This window comes from Microbacterium gawkjiense, assembly GCF_031932225.1.
GTDB lineage: Bacteria > Actinomycetota > Actinomycetes > Actinomycetales > Microbacteriaceae > Microbacterium > Microbacterium gawkjiense.
The window spans coordinates 918,385-936,454 of sequence record NZ_JAUZVV010000002.1 but is presented as its reverse complement, the minus strand read 5'-3'; the positions used below and the strand labels follow the sequence as shown (position 1 = coordinate 936,454).

At 70.4% G+C, this 18,070-nt stretch carries 24 protein-coding genes; 16 read left to right on the top strand and 8 right to left on the bottom strand.

The genetic code is table 11. The features are described 5' to 3' along the window. Positions 1-192: 192 nt before the first annotated feature. Entirely contained in the window at positions 193-1,017 is an 825-nt protein-coding gene (locus Q9S71_RS12725; protein WP_422880367.1) for an oxygenase MpaB family protein, read from the top strand. A gap of 8 nt (positions 1,018-1,025) precedes the next feature. On the opposite strand, the gene Q9S71_RS12720 is transcribed toward Q9S71_RS12725, so the two are convergent. The 3 genes from Q9S71_RS12720 to Q9S71_RS12710 are packed head-to-tail and all read right to left on the bottom strand — an operon-like array spanning position 1,026 to position 2,344. Further along, the gene (locus Q9S71_RS12720; protein ID WP_311862701.1) at positions 1,026-1,415 is read right to left on the bottom strand and encodes a DUF2510 domain-containing protein; all 390 of its coding nucleotides are present in this window, start codon (positions 1,413-1,415) and stop codon (positions 1,026-1,028) included. Positions 1,416-1,454: 39 nt separating this feature from the next. Continuing rightward, positions 1,455-1,724, bottom strand: a complete 270-nt coding sequence (locus tag Q9S71_RS12715) for a hypothetical protein (RefSeq protein WP_311862700.1) — start codon at positions 1,722-1,724, stop codon at positions 1,455-1,457. Continuing rightward, positions 1,721-2,344: a TetR/AcrR family transcriptional regulator gene (locus Q9S71_RS12710; RefSeq protein ID WP_311862699.1), complete on the bottom strand. Its 624-nt coding sequence runs from the start codon at positions 2,342-2,344 to the stop codon at positions 1,721-1,723. Before Q9S71_RS12710 ends, Q9S71_RS12715 begins: the two co-directional genes overlap by 4 nt. Before the next feature lie 79 nt (positions 2,345-2,423). Here Q9S71_RS12710 and Q9S71_RS12705 point away from each other — a divergent pair, with 79 nt between their 5' ends. Genes Q9S71_RS12705 through Q9S71_RS12695 form a run of 3 tightly spaced genes read left to right on the top strand, consistent with a single transcriptional unit; the run spans position 2,424 to position 5,278 of the window. Then, positions 2,424-3,803: a glycoside hydrolase family 30 protein gene (locus Q9S71_RS12705; RefSeq protein WP_311862698.1), complete on the top strand. Its 1,380-nt coding sequence runs from the start codon at positions 2,424-2,426 to the stop codon at positions 3,801-3,803. A 36-nt stretch (positions 3,804-3,839) separates the two neighbouring features. Beyond that, on the top strand, positions 3,840-4,883 hold the full coding sequence (locus Q9S71_RS12700) for a DUF1266 domain-containing protein (RefSeq protein ID WP_311862697.1): 1,044 nt from the start codon (positions 3,840-3,842) through the stop codon (positions 4,881-4,883). Next, positions 4,880-5,278 (top strand): GNAT family N-acetyltransferase, encoded by a 399-nt coding sequence (locus Q9S71_RS12695; protein ID WP_311862695.1) that lies wholly within the window; start codon positions 4,880-4,882, stop codon positions 5,276-5,278. Before Q9S71_RS12700 ends, Q9S71_RS12695 begins: the two co-directional genes overlap by 4 nt. A gap of 7 nt (positions 5,279-5,285) precedes the next feature. Here the strand turns inward: Q9S71_RS12695 and Q9S71_RS12690 are convergent, their stop codons facing one another. The 3 genes from Q9S71_RS12690 to Q9S71_RS12680 are packed head-to-tail and all read right to left on the bottom strand — an operon-like array spanning position 5,286 to position 6,731. Next, positions 5,286-5,582 carry a rhodanese-like domain-containing protein gene (locus Q9S71_RS12690; RefSeq protein WP_064001585.1) on the bottom strand — a complete coding sequence of 99 codons (297 nt, stop codon included), beginning with the start codon at positions 5,580-5,582 and terminating at the stop codon, positions 5,286-5,288. Positions 5,583-5,599: 17 nt separating this feature from the next. Continuing rightward, positions 5,600-6,184 (bottom strand): TetR/AcrR family transcriptional regulator, encoded by a 585-nt coding sequence (locus Q9S71_RS12685; RefSeq protein WP_311862694.1) that lies wholly within the window; start codon positions 6,182-6,184, stop codon positions 5,600-5,602. A gap of 7 nt (positions 6,185-6,191) precedes the next feature. Next, on the bottom strand, positions 6,192-6,731 hold the full coding sequence (locus Q9S71_RS12680) for a hypothetical protein (protein WP_311863295.1): 540 nt from the start codon (positions 6,729-6,731) through the stop codon (positions 6,192-6,194). Positions 6,732-6,817: 86 nt separating this feature from the next. On the opposite strand from Q9S71_RS12680, the gene Q9S71_RS12675 reads away from it, so the two are divergent. The 5 genes from Q9S71_RS12675 to Q9S71_RS12655 are packed head-to-tail and all read left to right on the top strand — an operon-like array spanning position 6,818 to position 9,764. Further along, positions 6,818-7,450, top strand: coding sequence for a LysE family translocator (locus Q9S71_RS12675; RefSeq protein ID WP_311862693.1), 633 nt, complete (start codon positions 6,818-6,820; stop codon positions 7,448-7,450). A 40-nt stretch (positions 7,451-7,490) separates the two neighbouring features. Continuing rightward, on the top strand, positions 7,491-8,360 hold the full coding sequence (locus Q9S71_RS12670) for an aldo/keto reductase (RefSeq protein WP_311862692.1): 870 nt from the start codon (positions 7,491-7,493) through the stop codon (positions 8,358-8,360). 40 nt (positions 8,361-8,400) lie between these two features. Next, positions 8,401-8,721 carry a hypothetical protein gene (locus Q9S71_RS12665; RefSeq protein ID WP_311862691.1) on the top strand — a complete coding sequence of 107 codons (321 nt, stop codon included), beginning with the start codon at positions 8,401-8,403 and terminating at the stop codon, positions 8,719-8,721. 40 nt (positions 8,722-8,761) lie between these two features. Beyond that, positions 8,762-8,926, top strand: a complete 165-nt coding sequence (locus Q9S71_RS12660; protein WP_217532526.1) for a hypothetical protein — start codon at positions 8,762-8,764, stop codon at positions 8,924-8,926. A 37-nt stretch (positions 8,927-8,963) separates the two neighbouring features. Then, entirely contained in the window at positions 8,964-9,764 is an 801-nt protein-coding gene (locus tag Q9S71_RS12655; RefSeq protein ID WP_311862690.1) for an MOSC domain-containing protein, read from the top strand. On the opposite strand, the gene Q9S71_RS12650 is transcribed toward Q9S71_RS12655, so the two are convergent. Next, positions 9,702-10,205: a hypothetical protein gene (locus Q9S71_RS12650; protein WP_311862689.1), complete on the bottom strand. Its 504-nt coding sequence runs from the start codon at positions 10,203-10,205 to the stop codon at positions 9,702-9,704. The genes Q9S71_RS12655 and Q9S71_RS12650 overlap by 63 nt on opposite strands. 226 nt (positions 10,206-10,431) lie before the next feature. Between Q9S71_RS12650 and Q9S71_RS12645 the strand changes: the two genes are divergently transcribed. From Q9S71_RS12645 to Q9S71_RS12615, 7 genes are all read left to right on the top strand, one after another. Next, a complete protein-coding gene (locus Q9S71_RS12645) occupies positions 10,432-11,484 on the top strand; it encodes a hypothetical protein (RefSeq protein ID WP_311862688.1) in 1,053 nt (350 codons plus the stop codon). 84 nt (positions 11,485-11,568) lie between these two features. Next, positions 11,569-13,878 carry an acyltransferase family protein gene (locus Q9S71_RS12640; protein WP_311862687.1) on the top strand — a complete coding sequence of 770 codons (2,310 nt, stop codon included), beginning with the start codon at positions 11,569-11,571 and terminating at the stop codon, positions 13,876-13,878. A 73-nt stretch (positions 13,879-13,951) separates the two neighbouring features. Further along, positions 13,952-14,386 (top strand): hypothetical protein, encoded by a 435-nt coding sequence (locus Q9S71_RS12635; protein WP_311862686.1) that lies wholly within the window; start codon positions 13,952-13,954, stop codon positions 14,384-14,386. Further along, on the top strand, positions 14,386-14,601 hold the full coding sequence (locus Q9S71_RS12630) for a helix-turn-helix transcriptional regulator (protein WP_184216259.1): 216 nt from the start codon (positions 14,386-14,388) through the stop codon (positions 14,599-14,601). Before Q9S71_RS12635 ends, Q9S71_RS12630 begins: the two co-directional genes overlap by 1 nt. Before the next feature lie 3 nt (positions 14,602-14,604). Further along, positions 14,605-15,588, top strand: a complete 984-nt coding sequence (locus Q9S71_RS12625) for an NAD(P)-dependent alcohol dehydrogenase (RefSeq protein WP_311862685.1) — start codon at positions 14,605-14,607, stop codon at positions 15,586-15,588. Between the two features lie 25 nt (positions 15,589-15,613). Further along, positions 15,614-16,630, top strand: coding sequence for a Gfo/Idh/MocA family protein (locus Q9S71_RS12620; RefSeq protein ID WP_311862684.1), 1,017 nt, complete (start codon positions 15,614-15,616; stop codon positions 16,628-16,630). A 25-nt stretch (positions 16,631-16,655) separates the two neighbouring features. Continuing rightward, positions 16,656-16,955 (top strand): Dabb family protein, encoded by a 300-nt coding sequence (locus Q9S71_RS12615; protein WP_311862683.1) that lies wholly within the window; start codon positions 16,656-16,658, stop codon positions 16,953-16,955. A gap of 16 nt (positions 16,956-16,971) precedes the next feature. Here the strand turns inward: Q9S71_RS12615 and Q9S71_RS12610 are convergent, their stop codons facing one another. Continuing rightward, positions 16,972-18,060, bottom strand: a complete 1,089-nt coding sequence (locus Q9S71_RS12610) for an alkene reductase (RefSeq protein ID WP_311862682.1) — start codon at positions 18,058-18,060, stop codon at positions 16,972-16,974. Positions 18,061-18,070: the final 10 nt, after the last annotated feature.

Below are 18,070 nucleotides of genomic sequence, written 5' to 3'. Positions count from 1 at the left end.
GCGATGTCAGCGTAGGGACACGCGTCAACCGCTCGCGATGGGGAGTCCTCCCCATTGTGCGGCTACCAGGCAGCCTGATCCGGCCCGGTCGCGCCACCGCGATGGCACGCTGGAAGGGTGACGTCCGCACCGCCCTACCTGACCCGCATCCGCGGCCGCGTGCTCACCGCCCTCGCCGGCGACCCGACCGGAATGGCGCCGTACGTCCGCGCCCTGGCCCAGGGCGACGACGCCGGACACTTCGCCGAGAACGGCCCCGCCTGGACGGTTCACGCCGGCATGGGCACCCTCGTCGCCGGCATCCGCGCCCTACTCCTGCAGGCCCTGCACCCGGGCGCGCTCGCCGGCGTCCACGACTGGTCGCGCTACCGGGACGACCCGATCGGCCGTCTCACCGGCACCGTCCGGTGGGTCATCACCCTCACCTACGGGTCGACGGAGCAAGCGGATGCCGAGACGGCCCGCGTCGGCAGATTCCACCGCCGCGTGCAGGGCGAGTACGTCGCCGGCGACGGCTCCGCCCGCACCTACACCGCCGAGCAGACCGACCTCGTGCGCTGGGTGCACCTCGCCTTCACCGACGCGTTCCTGCGCAGCCACCAGGCCTACGGTGGACCCATCCCCGGCGGACCCGACGCCTACGTCGCCGACTGGGCCACCGCCGGCCGACTCATGCGCGTCACCGACCCGCCTCTCACCGACGCCGCACTCCGCGCCGAGATCGATGGCTACCTCGACCGCGGCGAATTGCGCCGCGACGAGCGCGTCGACGACGTCGTCCGCTTCCTCAAGAAGCCGCCGTTCACCGGGATGATGGGCGTCGCCTACCGCGTCCTGTTCGCCGCCGCGGTCGCGACTTTTCCGCCGCGCATCCGGCGGATGCTGGGCCTCCGCCGCTCGTGGCTACCGGTGAAGACAGCGACCCGCCTCATCCTCCGCGTCACCGAGCGCGCGCTCGGGTCGGGGCCCCGCGCGCAGGATATGGCGCGACTGCGGCTGCGGCGCCTGGGCCGGTAGCCGGCCGGTCAGACGAGCTTCTCGAACACCATCGTCGCCTGGATGCGGTCACCGCCGCCGAAGCCCGTGCTGCCCGACGACGCCGTCGTGATCGTGTGCAGGCGATAGCCGAGGGCCGCCTGCCTGTTGATCGCCGCCTCGAGCTCGACGAGGTTGTTCGACCCCGCGCCCCACATCTTCTCCTTCAGCACGACCTGCAGCACGACGTAACTCATCCCGGCCGGGGCTTGCCGCGGCTGCGCACCGGCGACAGCGTCTGCCTGCGCCTGCGCGATGAAGCCGCCGAGACCACCCTGCGGGGGAGGGGCGGGCTGGGTCTGCTCGGTCCAGGCCGTGCCGTCCCACCACCGCATCGTGCCCGAACCGTCGTCGTACCACCCTGCTGCCGTGTCGCTCATGTCGTCACCGTACTGGTGCGGAGCGCCGGCGGTGAAGAGTCAGGCGCTGCCGGGCGCGCCGATGAGCCAGGCCATGAGCGCGATCGTCGTGATCAGTCCGGTGACAGCGGCTACGGCACCGAGCGACCCGCCCGTCAGCGCGAGCGGCTTCGACTGACCGCGCGTGAGCGCGAACACCCCCAGCGCGAACGCCGACAGGCCGAGCAGCAGCCCGACCCAGGGGACGAGCCCCGTGAGGAACGCGACGATACCGACGACCAGCGTCGTGATCGCGAGCCCGTTCTTCGGCTTCGCCTGCGGCTGCGTCATCCTGTCTCCTCTTCGTCGAGCTCGACCGTCGTCAGCAGCTCGAGCTGCCCGCGCAGCGTCCCGACGATGTCGATCGCGTCGGAGTCGTGCATCCACTGCACCTGCAGACCATCCCACAATGCCAGCGTCGACAGCGCCGCGAACTCGGGCTCCACGCCCGGGCGCAGCAGCCCGGCATCCGCCATCTCGCGGAAGGCCGCCGTGAACTCCGCCCGCACCCGCGCGTAGCGCAGGAAGAAGTACTCGTTGCTCGGGTGCTCCGGCGTTGCCGACTCGGCGGCCAGCAGCGTGTAGAGCACCACGATCCCGGGGATCCGCTCGTTCGCGCGCGCCAGCCGCAGGAACGCGGCCGGGATGTCGGCGGCACCCGCCGCGGCATCGGGAGCGGCGTCGCCGAGGCTGCGCGTGTCGCGATCCTCGAGCACCTTCTGCAGCAGCACGCTCTTGTTCGCGAAGTGGTGCAGGATCGTCGACGAATCGATCCCGACCCGATCCGCGATCTCCTTCAGCGACCCGGCACGGTAGCCGTGCGTCGCGAACACCTCGCCGGCCGCATCGAGGATCTCCCGCTGCCGCGCAGCGGTCTTCGCGTACGGGCCACGCTTCGTCACAGACGCCATGCCAACAGCCTACCCACCAAACTCCAACGGTCATGGGATTTTGCGGTACCGTGATCGCACACGACTCACGGGAGAGCACATGGCGCCGTCGGCATCCATCCGCTGGATCAGCACCACGCAACACGAGCCCTGGCGCGACCTCGCTGCCCCCGCACTCGGCGACGTCCGCGGCATGCCGTCCGTCTTCCTGCAGACCGACGATCCGCAGCAGACGATCGAGGGCTTCGGTGCCTCGTTCAACGAGCTCGGCTGGACCTCCCTCGCCCACCTCACCGAGGAGGGCCGGGATGCCGTCCTGCGCGAACTCTTCGCCCCCGGCGTCGGGCTCGGCCTCACCCGCTGCCGCATGCCGATCGGCGCCAACGACTTCTCCACCGACTGGTACAGCTACGACGAGACCCCCGGCGACCTCGCCCTCGACCACTTCTCGATCGAGCACGACCACACGACTCTCGTGCCCTTCATCCGGGCGGCGCAACGTCACCAGCCGGACCTCACCCTCTGGGCGTCGCCGTGGAGCCCGCCCACCTGGATGAAGACCAACGGCCACTATGCCGGCGCCAAAGGCAGCCCGATCGCCGCCGGCGTCGACAACGGCATCCGCGACGACCAGCTCGGCGCCGAAGGCACCGACATGATGCGTCTCGACGACGACACCCTGGCCTCATACGCCGCCTACTTCGGACGCTTCGTCGACGCGTATGCCGACCTCGGCATCCCGGTCACGATGGTGATGCCGCAGAACGAGTTCAACTCGGCCCAGATCTTCCCGAGCTGCACGTGGACCCCCGAGGGCCTCGCCGCGTTCATCCGCCACCTCGGTCCCGAGATGGCGCGCCGCAGCGTCGACGTCTTCCTCGGCACGCTCGAGCGCGCCGATGACGGACTGGTCGAGCGGGTGCTGTCGGACGAGGATGCCGCCCGCTGCATCACCGGCATCGGTGCGCAGTGGGCGGGCAAGGGCGCCGTGCCCTACCTGCACCGCCACCATCCCGAGCTGACGATCTACCAGACCGAGCAGGAGTGCGGCGACGGCCGTAACGACTGGCGCCTCGCGCGGCACGCCTGGTTCCTCATGAAGCACTTCCTCCTGCACGGCGCGACGGCCTACATGTACTGGAACATGTCGCTGCTGCGCGGCGGGGTGAGCCGGTGGGGGTGGGCGCAGAACTCGCTCGTCGTCGTCGATCCCGAAACGCGCTCGTACGAGTTCACCCACGAGCACTACATGCTGCGGCACGTGTCGCACTTCGTCATGCCCGGGGCGCGCCGCATCCCGACCCTCAGCTACACCGGCCACGAGAACCAGCTCGTGTTCCGCAACCCCGACGGCAGCCTCGTCATCGTCGTGCAGAACGACCTCACCGAGGAGATGCCGATGTCGTTCCTGATCGGGGAGCGTGCGCTCGAGGTCACCCTGCCCGCGGACTCCCTCAACACGCTCGTCGTGCCGGCCTGAGCGCGGAGCACACCCCACCGATGCCAGGATGGTTCGGTGGCCGAAGCCGTGAACGCGCTCCAGAATCACCCGGGTGACGTCGAGTACCCCGTCCGCTCCCGTCGCCGGTACACCCGGGCCCTCGAGGCGAAGCGCAAGGCCGACCCGGCGGAGATGCGCCGTCGCGCCCTCCCGGTGACGCTGATCTCCGCCCCGTTCGGCATCGCCGCCTTCGTGCTGTCGTTCATCTGGGACGTCACCGACATCGGCCTCAACTTCTTCGCGTTCTTCGTCGGCATGTGCCTCGGACTGCTGGTCGCCTCGATCATCCTCGCGGGGAGGGATGCCGGTGCCCCCCGCCGTGCACAACTCGCCTACATCGCGGCATCCGGTCGACAGCCCCTCACCGCACGTCAGCAGCAGATCCTCGCGCTCGACGCCGCCAGCGACTTCGCCACGAGGGGCTGGAACTCGTCGCTCGCCTTCACCCCGACCTTCGCCGAGCTGCCGCAGGAGCTCCGCGCGAAGCACCGCGACGGCGAGGAGGGTGCACCCTGGTTCGCGCTGCCCGTGGCCTCCCTCAAGCAGCTCCGCAGCGCCCTCGACGAGCAGTTCAAGATCGTCACGAAAGCCGACGCCGAGCTCCTCGTCGCCGACACCCTCACCCTCGGCTACAACTCGCAGCGCTTCGTCGAGATCGCCCACAGCGAAGGCGCCGAGCACATGATGTCGCGCGTCGCCGCGCTCACCGACCTGCCCGTCTTCGACATCCAGGACCTGCTCCGCGGCACCGAGGAGCAGCCCGCCCGGCTGTTGCTCGCCGCCGACATCGAACGCGGCATCGGCGGCATCCGCTACGCCTACGTGGCCGGCTACCTCACCGCCGACGAGACCTGGGCACTGCTCGAGCCCCTCGCCGAGAAGGCGTTCGCCGCCTACCGCAGCTGGGACGAGTACTGGCGCGAGGTCGTCATCGCGACCGCGTTCCGCACCGACTCGCTGCAGGCCGTGCAGAGCCAGCGCGACGCGCTCGCCGAACTGCGCACGTCGCGGTGGCCGGCGGCATCCGTCCCCTGGCCGAGCGACGGGGGAACCGCATGAGGGTCACGACCGACCTCGCCGAGATCGACCTTGACGTCGTTCATCGCTGGCTGTCCGAGGACGCGTACTGGGCGCTCGGACGCAGCCGCGACCTCGTCGAACGCGCTGCGCAGCACTCGCTCAACTTCGGCGCCCTCGACGAGGACGGCACACTCGTCGGGTACGCCCGCGTGGTGACCGACCACACGACCTTCGCCTGGCTCTGCGACGTCTACGTGTCGCCCGACGCGCGTGGCCGGGGCGTCGGAAAGGCTCTCGCGGGCGCCGTCGTCGCGACTCTCGAACCGTTGAAGCTGAAGCGCATCCTGCTGGCCACAGCCGACGCGCACGGTCTCTACGAACAGTTCGGCTTCGAGCTCTACCCGACGCCCGAGCGCCTCATGCATCGGGCCTGAAGCAGCGTCAGCGCTCGACCGGGCGACCCTCCGCGATCCAGGAGCCCGTGCCGCCCTCGACGTTCGTCGTCTCGAGACCGTGATGCTCGAGGAAGGCAGCCGCCCGCGCGCTGCGCCCGCCCGCCTGGCAGATGAGGTGCAGGTCGTCGAGCTCGCGAAGTTCGTCCACGTGGTCGGGCACCGTGGCGAGGGGGATGTTGCGCGCACCGGGCACGTGACCGGCGGCGAACTCGTCGGGTTCGCGCACGTCGATGATGTTCGCGGGGGAGGCCTCGGCCAGCTGCGCCGTCGTGATGGAGTGCATACCTCGATGCTCGCAGATCAGAGCGGATGCCGGGCCGTCAGGCTCGTCAGGTGATGTTCCAGCAGACGACGGACGTGCGCCTCGGGTTTCTTCGGGTCCGCCCACAGCAGGTGCAGCGCGAGCCCGTCGAGGAGCGCCTGCAGGCGCAGCGTCTCGAGCGCCAGGTCGACATCGTCGCGCAGATCGAGCTGACCCAGCGCGACACCGCAGATCAGTCCGACGCCGTCGTGCAGGTCGCGCACACTTTCGGTCAACGTCGCGTCCGTCAACGCGAGACTCCCCAGCTGCAGCTGCGCGATCAGCTCGACCCGCCGCGTGGCATCGAGAGGCAGCAGTTCGAGCAGAAGGGCGGTCGCCAGCGGCATCCCCTCACCAGTCAACCCCGTCACACGCGCGGCGACGGCGTCGTGGATCCGGTCGACGCAGTACCGGCGCAGTGCGAGCTGGGTCGGGAACGCGCGACGGAGGGATGCCGTCGCCAGTCCTGCCTCCTCCGCGACCTTCCGCACCGAGAGCGCGGCGAGCCCGTCGCGGGCCAGGACGCGCATCGCGGCATCCCCGATGGCGCGATCACGCTCATCGTGGTCGATCAGTCGCGGCATGCTCTCATCATGCCGCCACGGCCGGCGCTCTCTTCGGCCACACGGTGTAGCTGAGCGCCCACAGGGTATCCACGGCGACGATCACGCCGAGGATCGGGAAGAATCGCAGCAGCTCCGACGTGCGTTCGGGAGTGCCGACGAGCAGGATCAGCCCGCCCAGGACGGCCGCCGCGATGGCGGCGGCGAGCAGCGTGCGGGGGACGTCCTTCCAGCAGGAGCGTGCGTAGTCCCACCCGTACCGCGCGGGGCGTGGTCCCGCGCCGCGGAACCACTCGGCGAACTTCGCGTCGGCCCATGCGACCATCCGGTGGCCGTAGGCGACGGAGATGCCGATGTAAAGCGCGGCCAGGCCGTGATGCCACGACGCTGTGCCGCCGCTCAGGAGGTCGACGCCGACGAGCATGAGCAGGATCAGATCGATGACGGGAGCCGCGAGCAGGAGAGCCGCTCCCAGGCGTGCCCGACGGAAGACGTAGCGGGCGACGAGACCCGCGATGATCGCGAGCCAGAAGCCGATTTCGCAGGCGATGATCGCCACCAGGATCACGGGAAGTCCCTTCATCTGAACGAGTCCGATCAAATTAGCACGGGTGTGTTAGTTCAGTCGGACGCCGGGTCCGATACCGTGTGCTCATGATCCCGATCGAGCACCTCGTCGCCTTCGTCCTGGCGTCGATCGTTCTCATCGTCATCCCCGGCCCGGGGGTGCTCTTCGTCGTCGGTCGCTCGATCGCCCTCGGGCGCCGCGCCGGGGTGCTGAGCGTGCTCGGGAACTCCCTCGGCAACATCCCCGCCCTCATCCTCGTCGCCTTCGGCGTCGGCGCGATCGTCGCCTCGTCTGTCGTCGCCTTCACCGCGATCAAGATCGTCGGCGCCGTGTACCTCGTGTACCTCGGGGTCCAGGCCATCCGGCACCGGCGCAGCCGCATCGAGCAGGGCGGGCGGGCACCGGCATCCGTCCTCACCCTGCTGCGCCAGGGCTTTTTCGTGGGGATGACGAACCCGAAGACCATCGCGTTCTTCGTCGCCGTGCTGCCCCAGTTCGTCGCGCGCGACGCCGGGCCGATCTGGCTGCAGCTGCTGATGCTCGGCCTGATCTTCCAGGTGCTCGCGATCGTCTGCGACAGCATGTGGGCGCTCGCCGCCGGCACGGCTCGGACGTGGTTCGGGCGGTCGCCGCGGCGCCTGTCGGCGCTCTCGGGCGCGGGCGGCGTGATGATGATCGGGCTCGGCGGCGCGCTCGCGTTCACCGGCGCGAAGAGCTGACGCGGGAATGTTCCGGCGCCCCGATGCGCTGGAACCCCGCATGACGAACAACACGAAGCCTGCACAGTCGTCCGGCACGTTCCGCATCGGCGGAGACCTCGAGGTCAACCGCCTCGGCTACGGCACGATGCAGCTCACCGGACCCGGCGTCTGGGGTCCGCCCAAGGATCACGACGAGGCCATCCGCGTCCTCCGCCGCAGCGTCGAGCTCGGCGTCAACTTCTTCGACACCGCCGAGTCCTACGGCCCGTACGTCGCCGAAGAACTCCTCAAGGAAGCACTGCACCCCTACGCCGACGACGTCGTCATCGCGACGAAGTCCGGCCTCACCCGCACCGGCCCCAACGTGTGGCCGCCGCTCGGGCACCCCGAGTTCCTGCGCCAGGGTGCCGAGATGAGCCTGCGGCGTCTCGGCCTCGAGCGCATCGACCTGTTCCAGCTGCACCGCATCGACCCGAAGGTCCCGCTCGAGGACCAGGTCGGCGAGCTGAAGGCGCTGCAGGACGAGGGCAAGATCCGCTACATCGGCCTGTCCGAAGTCTCCGTCGACGAGGTGAAGGCAGCACAGAAGATCGCCGAGATCGTCACGGTCCAGAACCTCTACAACCTGCAGCACCGCGACGCCGAGGCGCTCCTCGACTGGTCGGGGGAGCAGGGCATCGGCTTCATCCCGTGGTTCCCGCTCGCGACCGGCGGTCTCACCGGCGCCGACTCGCCGCTCACCGACATCGCCGAGCGCAAGAACGCGACGCCGGCGCAGATCGCACTCGCCTGGCTGCTGAAGCGTTCGCCGGTCATGTTGCCGATCCCGGGCACGTCGAGCGTCGCGCACCTCGAGGACAACCTGCAGGGTGCCGTCATCGAGCTGACCGACGAGGAGTTCGCGGAACTCTCCGCGCTCGGCAGCTGACCCCCTCGCGTCACCCGCCCACCTCTGCAAGGGTGGGCGGGTGACGCATTCCAGTGGGCAGCCCGTCGTCCGTATGTGGACGGGCGTCCTCCGCACTGAGGACGAAGGCCGTTACGTCCAGTACGTCGAACGCACCGGCATGGACGCGTATCGCGCGACACCCGGGAACCTCGGTGCGTGGCTGTTGACCCGGGACTTGGGCGACGGCCGGACCGAGATCACCACCCTGTCGCGGTGGGAGAATTTCGCCGTCATCGTGGCTTTCGCGGGGGAGGACATCGAACGCGCCGTCTTCTATCCCGAGGACGACGAGTTCCTCCTCGAACGCGACGAGCGGGTCCGCCACTACCGCCAGACGTGACCCGTATCTTCTGGGCAGCATCGCGCGTACGGTGGGGCCTATGTGGACAGTACTCATCATCTTGCTCGTCATCTGGGTGGTGCTGTCGATCGTCGGATTCGTGTTCGAGGGCCTCTTCTGGTTGGGCCTCATCGGAATCGTGCTCTTCGTCGGCACCATCCTCTTCGGATTGATCCGGCGCAGCGCCGCGAAGAAGAAGGCCTGAGCGGGCGGCATCCGCCTAGGTGGGGCAGGGTAGAGGCGTGGCCGTCGTCTCCGAGCTCTACCGCTATCCCGTCAAAGGGTTCACGCCCGAGCCCCGCACCGAACTCCGCGTGCAGGACGACGGTCGCATCGCCGGTGACCGTGTGCTCGCCTTCCGCTTCGCGGATGCGACCGAGCCCGAGGATGCCGGTGGCCTCGAGTCGTGGCCGAAGAGCAAAGGGCTGTCGCTCATGGACTTCCCCTCGATCGCGCGCGTGCGGGCGGTCTTCGACGCGCAGACCGGTCTGCTGCGACTGAGTGAGGACGGGCGGGTCCTGGCGGAGGCGGGCCTCGATGAGGCGGGACGGCACGAACTCTCGGCGGCCGTCACCGCGTTCGTCGAACGGTCCGCGGACGCGCGGCTGCTGCAGCGCCCGGGCGTGCTGCCCCTGCACCTCGTGGGAGACGGTCGCACCGCGCGGTTCCAGGATCGCGCCCGCGGCTACGTGTCACTGCACGGCGCGGAGACCGTCGCAGACGTGGATGCGGCGACGCCCGCGCCCGTCGACAGTCGCCGCTTCCGCTCGAACATCGTCGTCTCGGGGATCGCGCCCTGGGCCGAGCTCGACTGGTCCGGTCACGTCCGCATCGGCGGGGTGCGGTTCGAGGTGCAGCGTCCCATTGGACGGTGCGCCGCGATCACCGCGAACCCCGACGACGGACGGCGGGATGCCCGTCTGCTGCGGATCTTGACGACCGAGTTCGGCCAGAGTGAAGCGACCCTAGGGGTCCTGCTGCTACCCGCGGACGGCGGCGGAGTCGTGCGTGTCGGCGACGAGGTCGTCGTCGAGGCGGGCTGACCGTTCGAACGAGACCGTGGCGGCCAGCGTGGCCACAGCAGCGGCGCGGTCATTCTCCCGCGCGGCGAGGTCCATCGTCTGGGTCTCGACCTCGGCTTGTCGCGCGCGCAGATCGGTGCTGATGTCCGCGAGTCGATCGGCGAGGAAGACCGCGAGGCCGTCGTGGAGCTGTTCGAGCGTCGTGCCGTGGATCTCGAGGCGACGGTCGGCCACCGTCAACGTGACCGATCCGTAACCGGCGCCCGCCAACAGCCGCGCGGTGTCGTCGCCCACGATCTCGTCGAGTTCGGCCTTCTCCGGGCGCCGGTCGAACACCGCCTCGACGGTGTACCGCTCGGGTGCGGCCTGCGTCATCAGTCCGGCGGGAAGGGACCCGACGAGGACCGACCTGAGGCCGAGGACGTCGGCGGTGCCGCGTCCCGATTTCGTGTGTGTGCTCATCTTCGGACGTTACGCCCCTCAGATGTGCACCTCACAGGTTGGGCGCGTTCGAGGGTGTGGGACCGTGACGGTCAGCAGCAGCCGCCTCGAGCCGAGAGTGGCGGAGGGCCGAACCGAACCACTAGATTCCGGAGAGAGTCGTCCCAGCGTCGGATCGGCTCGGGATGGGATCTGGGGTCTCGTTCACCCGAACGCTCGCCGTGGGCGTTCGGTCTCAGGGGGAGCAATGACACGTCTGCGCCGCGCGCTCGTCGCGATCATCACGTCACTCGGGCTGGTGGGGGCGGCGATCGTCGCGCCGAGCGCCGCGATCGCCGCCGATGGCGACGTCATCGAGGGCCGTGTCACGGTCTCTCATACCTCCATCACGGTGAACCCGTACGCGGAGGCGCCGGTGACCGTCAAGGTCCCCGGATGCGGCCGCGACGTCTACGTCGAGCTGTGGGACGAAGGCAAGTGGCGGGAGAAGAGCTCGCTCTTCCTCTATGACCCCGCCACCAGCGATGAGTGCCTGACGACGAGCGAGGCCGTCGATCTCAATGAGATCGCCAACGACTACACCGCGTTCCCGGCGGGCACGTACAAGATCCGTTTCCGGACAGACTCGGAGAGCGACTACTACGGACCTGAGTACGACTACGTGACCTACACGAAGGCTTACAGCCCGACGGTCACCCTGAAGGTGCGCAAAGGCAAGACGTCCTTCTCCGGATGGCCCACCGGCACGTGGTACGTCAAGAAGGGCGCCGACATGAAGCCCCTCAAGATCCGCGTCGGGTGGCCCGGTGTGGACAACCCCGTCGAGCTGCAGGAACGCGTGTCGAAGAGGTGGGAATGGGTCGGAGACAAGTACGCCACCTACCCGGACGTCATGACTTCCACGATCACTGCCCAGTCTCTGTACACCAGCGCGACACTGCGGTTGAAGGTCGTCGGCGACGGATACGTGACGGGTGGTGTGACCGAACCGCTCACGCTCAAAGTGGGCAACGCGCCCGATGTGAAGGCCAGTGTCTCGAAGTCATCGCAGGTGTACGGCAAGGCCCCCGCCAAGCTGACTGTCTCCGTGAGCTCGCGCGTTTCGGGGACGGCGACGGTCTACAGCGGATCGACGAAGGTCGGAACTGCGAAGATCACCAAGGGCAAAGGGTCTCTGACCTTGTCGAAGAAGCTGAAAGTGGGATCGCACTCGCTCTCAGTGCGTTTCACGCCGTCGAAGGGCAGCACCTTCAAGCGGACGCTCGGCCCGACGATCTCCTTCACCGTCAAAGCGAAGTAGGCGAGTCGGCCACGGGACCGCCCGTTGATGCGGTCCCGGCCTGCCGACGTGGGACCGATCCCATAGACTCTCCGTCGGCTCCACATGGACACCGACACCCCGACTTCCGCTGCACCGCGCCGCGACATCCAGGGCCTGCGCGCCCTCGCCGTCCTCGCGGTCATCGGTGCACACGCGGCCGGGTGGCCCGCCGGCGGCGTGCTCGGCGTCGACGTGTTCTTCGTCATCTCCGGCTTCCTCATCACCGGGATGCTGCTGCGCGAGGCGCGGGGGAGCGGCAGCATACGGCTCGCCGGGTTCTACGCGCGACGTGCGCGACGGCTGCTGCCGGCCGCCCTCGTCGTCCTGATCGCCGTCGCGATCGCCGGCTGGTTCCTCTTCAACCGCACCCGCGGCGAGCAGACCCTGTGGGATGCGGCCTGGGCCGCCGCCCTCACCTCGAACTGGAACTTCGCCGCGCAGGGCACCGACTACTTCGCCGACACCGGCGCCGTCTCGCCGCTGCAGCATTTCTGGTCGCTCTCCGTCGAGGAGCAGTTCTACCTCGTCTGGCCGGTGCTGCTGCTCCTCCTGCTCGGCATCGTCGGTCGGCGTCGGATCCGCCTCGTCGCCGGCGCGGTCGCGTTTGCCGTCGTCGCGGCATCCTTCGCGTGGGCCCTCGTGCAGACCGACACCCAGGCGACCGTCGCCTACTTCTCCACCCTCACCCGCGCGTGGGAGCTGGGTGTCGGAGCGCTCGTCGCCGTGCTGGCACCGCTCCTGCGCCGCCTGCCGCGCGGCCTCGGCGGCGCGCTGCAGTGGACCGGCCTCGCCGCGATCGTCGCCTCGCTCGTGCTGATCGACCCCGCCGCCGGCGGATTCCCCGCGCCGTGGGCGGCCGCGCCCGTCGCGGCGACCGCGCTGGTGCTCGCGGGAGGCGTCGGCGGCGACGCCCGCCATGGCCACCTCGTCCCGCTGTCGAACCCGGTCGCGGTCTTCCTCGGCGACACCTCGTACTCGCTTTACCTGTGGCACTTCCCGGTCGTCGTCTTCGCGGAGGTGCTGCTCCCGGCCTCCGCACTCCGCCTCTGGATCGTCCTCGGCGCCTCGCTCGTCCTGGGCGTCGCGTCGTACCTCATCGTCGAGCAGCCGCTGCGGTACGCACCGTTCCTCGGTGGGATGCCGCGGGTCGCCGCGCCCGCCGCATCCGCACCCGAGCCGATCTCGGCGCCGGCCGCGCCCTCGCCGGTGCTCGCCGCGACCACCCGCCCGGCCGGATGGACGCCGGGGACGCGGTACTACCCCGGACAGACCCGCCCGAGCGCGCCGCCGGCGGTGCAGGCGCCGGTTGTCGCCGCGACCGCGCCGGCACCGGCCGAAACCATCATCGCCGCGGAGCCCGCGCGGATGAGCGCCTGGCGCGACCGCTTCGGCGCGCAGGTCTTCCTCGCGACCGCGGGACTCGTCATCGTGGCGCTCGCCGGCGCTCTGTGGGTCACCGCGTCGGGCCACGGGCCGCGTGTCACCATGCCCGAGGCCGCACCCGCGGCATCCGCTCCCGCCGTCGCGGGCGACCCCGGCGCAGACCTGCGGGCCGAACTCGCCGCCGCCGTCACCGCCGACGCGTGGCCGACGCTCACCCCGTCGCTCGACGAGGTCATGGCGGCGTCGTCCGGCGCGAACCCCGCGCACGCCTGCTTCGAGCCGGGTGCGACGCCCGATCCGGCGGGGTGCTCGTGGGGGAGCGGTGACGCGCCCCTGCACATCTGGCTCGTCGGGGACTCGACCGCGATGGCCTACGCGCCCGCGTTCCGGCGGATAGCCGACGACAGTGCCGGCGGCATCCGGGTCACCGCGATGGGCATGTACGGATGCCGCTTCACCGACGTCCTCGTCGAGAACGACGACCCCCGCGTGATGGCGAGTTGCCAGGAGCGGAAGGCAGCCGTGCGGGCGATGATCCTCGCCGACCGCCCGGACCTCGTCGTCATGTCGAACGCCTTCACCCTCGGTCACACGGTCGCCGGTCAGGACCTGTCGGCCGACGCGCTGATCGCCGCGCAGCGCCGCGAGGCCGCGACCTACGACATGGGCGATCGGATGCTCTTCCTCGCCCCGCCGCCGCAGGGCGTCAGCCTCGCCGCCTGCTTCACACCGACCTCGTCGCCGCGGGCGTGCGACAGCGCCGTCGACGGCACCTGGCGCACGATGGAGGCGATCTCCGAGTCGTCCGCGAGCTCCGACGGGGGTCACGCTCTCTCGTCGCTGCCGTTCACGTGCGCCGACGACGTCTGTCCGCCCTTCGCCGGAACGATCCCGACGAAGTACGACCAGACCCACCTCACCGTCGCCTACGCCGAGCACATCGCGCCGGCCCTGCAGCAGGCACTCGACGCGATGGGGCTCCTCGAGTAAAGAATTCTTGACACGTAGCGGATCGTCGTGTCATCCTCTTGATGTCAAACATTTCTGACATCGGAGGTGCAGCATGGCTCGTGAAGAACGCGCCGCGTGGGTCGGGCTCGTCGTCTCGCTCATCGCCATCGCGGTGTACGCCGCAGTCGTCGCGGGGCGGGCGGCATCCACCCCCCTCCCGGAGGTCGACTGGCTTGGACCCATGCTCTGGACGATCATCGGCGGCATCGTCGTCTCGATCGTCGTCACGATCATCTGGGGTGTCGTCGCTGAGGGCGGTTCCCTCCGCGGCGAGAACGCCGCCGACGAACGCGACCGTGCGATCACGCAGATGGGCGACCGCGTCGGTGTCGCGTTCCTCGTCATCGGCGGCGTCGTCGGCATCGGCCTTTGCGCGATCGACGCCGCCCCGTTCTGGATCGCGAACACCCTCTATGCGGGCTTCGCTCTCTCGTCCGTCGTCGGCGGCATCGCCCGCGTCGTCGCCTACCGCCGCGGGCTCGTCTGATGGTCAAGCCCACGCGCGTCACGAACGCCATCCGCGAGCTGCGCACCGACCGCGGGCTCACCCAGGCCGACCTCGCCGGCGCCGTCGGCGTCACCCGCCAGACCCTCATCGCCATCGAACAGGGCAAGTACTCGCCCTCGCTCGAGATGGCCTTCCAGATCGTCCGCGTCCTCGACGTCCCCTTCGACGCGGCCTTCCAGTACCCGGAGGACTGACCCATGACCGACACGATGACCGTCTGGCGCCAGCGCCGCTACGGTTCCGCCGACGCCGTCCGCCCCGAGACCGTCCCGGTCCCCGCACCGCGCGCCGGCGAGGTCCTGTTGCAGACGGATGCCGTCGCCCTGAACTCCGGCGACATCCACCTCATGCGCGGTGAGCCGGGACTCGTCCGCGTCGCGCTCGGCCTCCGCGGACCGCGCATCCGCGGCCGCGGCATGGACGTCGCCGGCACCGTGCTCGCCGTCGGCGACGGCGTCACCGAGTTCGCGGTCGGCGGCGCCGTCGTGGGGTCGGGGCGCGAGACCCTCGCCGACCGCGTCGTCGTCTCCGCGAAGCGACTCACCCGCCTGCCCGAGACGGTCGCGCCCGCGATCGCTGCGACCCTGCCCATCGCCGGCAACACCGCCGTGCAGACCCTCGACGCCTGCCGCGTCGGCTCGGGCGCGCGCGTCCTCATCGCGGGAGCGGGCGGCGGCGTCGGCACCTTCCTCGTGCAGCTCGCCGCCGACCGCGGCGCCGAGGTGTGGGCGACGTGCGGGGAGCGCGCGCGACCCGTGCTCGAGCGGCTCGGAGCCGCTCGGACGTTCGACTACCGCGCGCTCGAACTCAGCGACCTGCCCCGCGGCAGGTTCGACGCCGTCGTCGACATCGCCGGCGAGCCGCCCCTCACGGTCCTCCGGGACCTGCTCGCCCCCGGCGGCACCGCTGCCCTGGTCGGCGGCGACGGGCATCCCTTCTTCGGACCCTTCGGACGCATCCTCCGCTCCGCCGTCACCCGCGGGCGGTTCCGCCCGATCACCGCCGTCACCCGCACCGAGACGACGGCGCAGCTGGTCGAGCTCGCGGCATCCGGTCGTCTCACCCCGCACCTCGAGCGCACCTTCCCGCTCTCGCAGGCCCAGGCCGCGCTCGCCTACGTCGAGGCGGGCCGCACCGTGGGTAAGGTCGTCGTCGTCCGCGACGGACTGCTCGACGCCTGACGCTGGGTTCCGACAGGATGGCGGGATGCCACTTCTCCCCGCACCCCGCCTGATCGACCCCGCCGCCGTCCCCGCCCTGCGGTGGGGTGTCGTCGGCACCGGCATCGCCGACCGGTTCGTGCACGCCCTCCACGCCCACACGGGGCAGCGCGCGGTCGCCGTCACCGCGCGGGATGCCGACAAGACCCGCGCGTTCGCCGACGCCCACGGCATCGGCCGCGTGCATCGGTCGGTCGCGGACCTGGTCGGCGACCCCGAGGTCGACGTCGTCTACGTCGCCACCCCGCATCCGCTCCACCGGGAGCAGGCGCTGGCGGCCATCGCGGCCGGGAAGCACGTCCTCATCGAGAAGCCGATCGCCCTCACGGCCGCCGACGCGACCGAGATCCTGGCCGCGGGGCGCGCCGCCGGGGTCCTCGTCGCCGAGGCGATGTGGACGCGCTACCTGCCGCAGGCCGACGTCATCCGGCAGGTGCTCGCCGCCGGCACCCTCGGCGAGATCGACCTCGTCCGCGCCGACTTCGGCTCGCTTGTCCCGTTCGACCCCACCAGCCGCATGTTCGATCCCGCCCTCGGCGGCGGCGCCATGCTCGACCTCGGCGTCTACATCGTCGCGTTCGCGTCGTCCATCATCGGGCCGCCGAGCACGATCCGCTCGGTCGGCACCCTCGCTCCCACCGGTGTCGACGACAGCGCGACGATCGCCCTGAAAACGGATGCCGGGGCGCAGGCCGCGCTCACGACCACCTTCGGCGCGGTCACCCCCGTCGAAGCGACGGTGTTCGGCTCACGGGGGCGGCTCGACGTCCTCGCGCCGTTCTACGGCCCCACCGGTCTGCGGCTGCAGCTGCACGGTGCCGACGAGGAGGTGTGGCACGACGACGCGCTCCCCACCGTCCACGACGGCCTCGGCTACCAGGCCACGGCCTTCGCCTCGTTCGTCGGTGAAGGGCTCGTCGAGTCGCCGCTGCACCCTCACGACGAGGTCGTCTCGGTCCTCGCGACGATCGACGAGGTGCGCCGACAGATCGCCGCCGAGTGACCGGGCGGGGTTAGCCTTGGTCACCATGACCATTCAGCACACCGTCGTGTTCGCGCTGCACCACGCCGAGGGCTCCTCGGAGGAGAAGACGTTCCTGACGGACGCCCAACGGTCGCTGTCGGCGATCCCCGGCGTGCAGCAGTTCCGCATCAACCGTCAGGTCAGCGACAAGAGCGACCTGCGCTGGCAGTTCACGATGCTCTTCGACGACCAAGCCGCCTACGCCGCGTACAACGAGCACCCCGACCATGTCGCATTCGTCGAGAGCCGCTGGCAGCACGAGGTGCGCGACTTCCAGGAATACGACTTCGTCGCGGGCGACTGACCCGGCCGCAGGCGTGTCAGCGCTCCGCGCGCACCTCGGCGAGCGAGGGGTAGTCGGTGTAGCCGACGGCCCCACCCGTGTAGAAGAACTCGGGCCGCGGCTCGTTGAGCTCGGCCCGCTGCTCCCACCGGAGGGCGAGGTCGGGGTTCGCGATCGCAGGTCGGCCCACCGCCACGGCGTCGGCCCAGCCCTCGAGCACGAGCTCCTCGGCCTCCTCGCGCGTCGTGACCGTGCCGAAGCCGGAGTTCACGATCGACGGTGCGGCCGCCTCGTGCCGGATCCGCTGGACGATCGTGCTCTTCGGGTCGGCGTGCAGCAGGTCGACGAACGCGAGCCCGAGCGGAGCCAGGCCCTGCGCGAGCGCGGTGTACGTCGCGAGCGCGTCGGCGTCGTCGGTCTCGAGGACCCCGGGGATCTGGTGCTGCGGCGAGAGACGGATGCCGGTGCGCCCCGCACCGACCGCGTCGGCGACCGCGCGGGTCACCTCGACGGCGAAACGTGCGCGGTTCTCCGGGGACCCGCCGTAGGCGTCGTCGCGGACGTTCGACTCGGGGGAGAGGAACTGATGCACGAGGTAGCTGTTCGCGCCGTGGACCTCGACGCCGTCGAGCCCCGCGGCGATCGCGTTGCGCGCCGCCTGGACGAACTGCTCGACGACCTCGGCGACCTCCGCCGTGCTCAACTCCTGGGGGACCGGCAGCGCGACCTTGCCGTCCCGGGTGCGTCCCTCGCCGGGCGAGGCGATCGCGCTCGGGCCGACGACACGGTCGACGCCCGAGATCTCGGGATGCGACACACGGCCGCCGTGCATGAGCTGCATCACGATCGTGCCGCCCTCGGCGTGCACGGCCTCGGCGACGCGACGCCAGCCTTCGACCTGCTCGGGCGTCTCGATGCCGGGCTGGCCGAGGTACGACATCCCCTCGCGCACCGGCCATGTGCCCTCCGTCACGATGAGTCCCATGCCCGCGCGCTGGCGGTAGTACTCGACCATGTCGTCGGTAGGCACGCCGTCGTCGCCCGCACGCGTGCGGGTCAGCGGCGCCATGACGACGCGGTTGGACAGATCCAGATCACCGAAGACAGCGGATTCGTACAGGCTCATGCTGAGGGGG